The organism is Alicyclobacillus fructus, assembly GCF_017329605.1.
Taxonomy (GTDB): domain Bacteria; phylum Bacillota; class Bacilli; order Alicyclobacillales; family Alicyclobacillaceae; genus Alicyclobacillus; species Alicyclobacillus fructus.
In genome coordinates this window covers 1-1498 of record NZ_JAFMTY010000062.1, presented here as the reverse complement: position 1 = coordinate 1498, position 1498 = coordinate 1, and the positions used below count along the sequence as shown (strand labels likewise).

The following is a 1498-nucleotide window of genomic DNA, read 5'->3' as shown; positions in this document are numbered from 1 at the left end:
CCCTATCGTCCAAGCGTGGAACCACCGAAGCCTCGCCGAGCACCGCTATCCGTTTCTGCTCGTCGATGCCCTGGTCCTCCGGATTCGGGAAGACGGACGTATTCGTTCACGAGCGGCCTTGATCGCCGTGGGGGTGAATGACGAGGGGTATCGAGAGATTCTCGGCTTGATGCTAGGCAACAGCGAATCAGAATCGAGTTGGCGGGAATTTTTCGCCTGGCTGAAGCAACGCGGTTTGAGCGGCGTCGACATCGTCATGTCCGACAGTCACAGCGGACTCGTCAAGGCACTTCAGACCGAATTTCAGGGCTGCACGTGGCAACGGTGCCAGACCCACTTCATGCGCAATCTCTTGGACGCCACACCCAAGGCGTTGCAGGAGGAGGTCTACAAACAGGTCCGCGCGGTCCTGGATGCGCCTGACCTGAAGACTGCACGGTTGCTCAAAGATGCGTTTGTCGAGGCTTACGCAGAGAAGGCACCGAAGGCGGTGCAGGTGTTGGAGGATGGGTTTGATGATGTAACCGCTGTTTTGGTCTTACCTGAGCGATATCGGCGGCGCTTACGCACCACCAACGGTGTCGAACGGCTCAACGAAGAAATTCGGCGCCGCGAGCGCGTCATTCGCATCTTCCCCAACCGGGAATCGGCGATCCGTCTGCTGGGGGCGTTACTGATGGAAATCGACGAAGAATGGACGACAGGGCGGAAATATCTCAACATGGACGAGTATGAGGCATGGAAGAAGGCGCAACAGGCCTGGAGAGAATCAGCTCAGGCTTGTGCAGCAACGGCCTAAGTGCTCACCGCTCCATTCGCCGAAGAGGGCAATTTTACACACAATCTCGGACTTGACCGAGCGGATGCCTCGCAAGGTGTGTTCGTGTTGACGCTTACCGTCTTAGTACATATAATGACTATATGAGTAATTGTTCATGTATGAGGTGAAAACTGATGTTGGATACGAACCATGAGACGTGTTGTAATGTCGTTCATGAAGACGCTGTGAACGATTGTGTTGAACAGCTTTCCGATTCGGTCGTTGAAAGGCTATCTGAGACGTTCAAGGTACTCGCCGACCCGACACGCATTCGCATTTTGTACAACTTATCCAAGCGTGAATTGTGTGTCTGTGATCTCGCTGAGATATTGGGTATGACCCAATCGGCTGTATCCCATCAATTGCGTTACCTTAAGGCACTGCGATTGGTCAAAAGTCGCAGGGAGGGCAACACGGTCTATTATCGTCACGACGATGCCCACACGATGGGGCTTTTGCAAATGGCAATTGATCACGCCACTCACATTGGCGCTGAAAGAGGAAACATCGAATGAGTATGCACAGTCACGATCATAGACATGACCATAGTGATGCATTCCATTCCCATGTAGCAGTGGAAAAAATGAAAATCGCGTTTTTCTTGACGCTAATTATTCTGGTCATCGAAGCTCTTGGTGGCTGGATTTCACACAGCTTAGCGTTGTGGTCTGATGCAGG

2 protein-coding genes are annotated in these 1498 nt (G+C 52.7%); both read left to right on the top strand.

The features are described from left to right. On the top strand, nt 1–799 hold a 799-nt coding region (locus tag J3481_RS14310; protein WP_206832790.1), incomplete at its 5' end, for an IS256 family transposase. A 155-nt stretch (nt 800–954) separates the two neighbouring features. Further along, the gene (locus J3481_RS14305) at nt 955–1335 is read left to right on the top strand and encodes an ArsR/SmtB family transcription factor (protein ID WP_012810500.1); all 381 of its coding nucleotides are present in this window, start codon (nt 955–957) and stop codon (nt 1333–1335) included. Nucleotides 1336–1498: the final 163 nt, after the last annotated feature.

Bases quoted from the DNA above. Each gene is read 5' to 3' on its own strand.
- J3481_RS14305 (WP_012810500.1), top strand. From the start codon at position 955: ATGTTGGATACGAACCATGAGACGTGTTGTAATGTCGTTCATGAAGAC.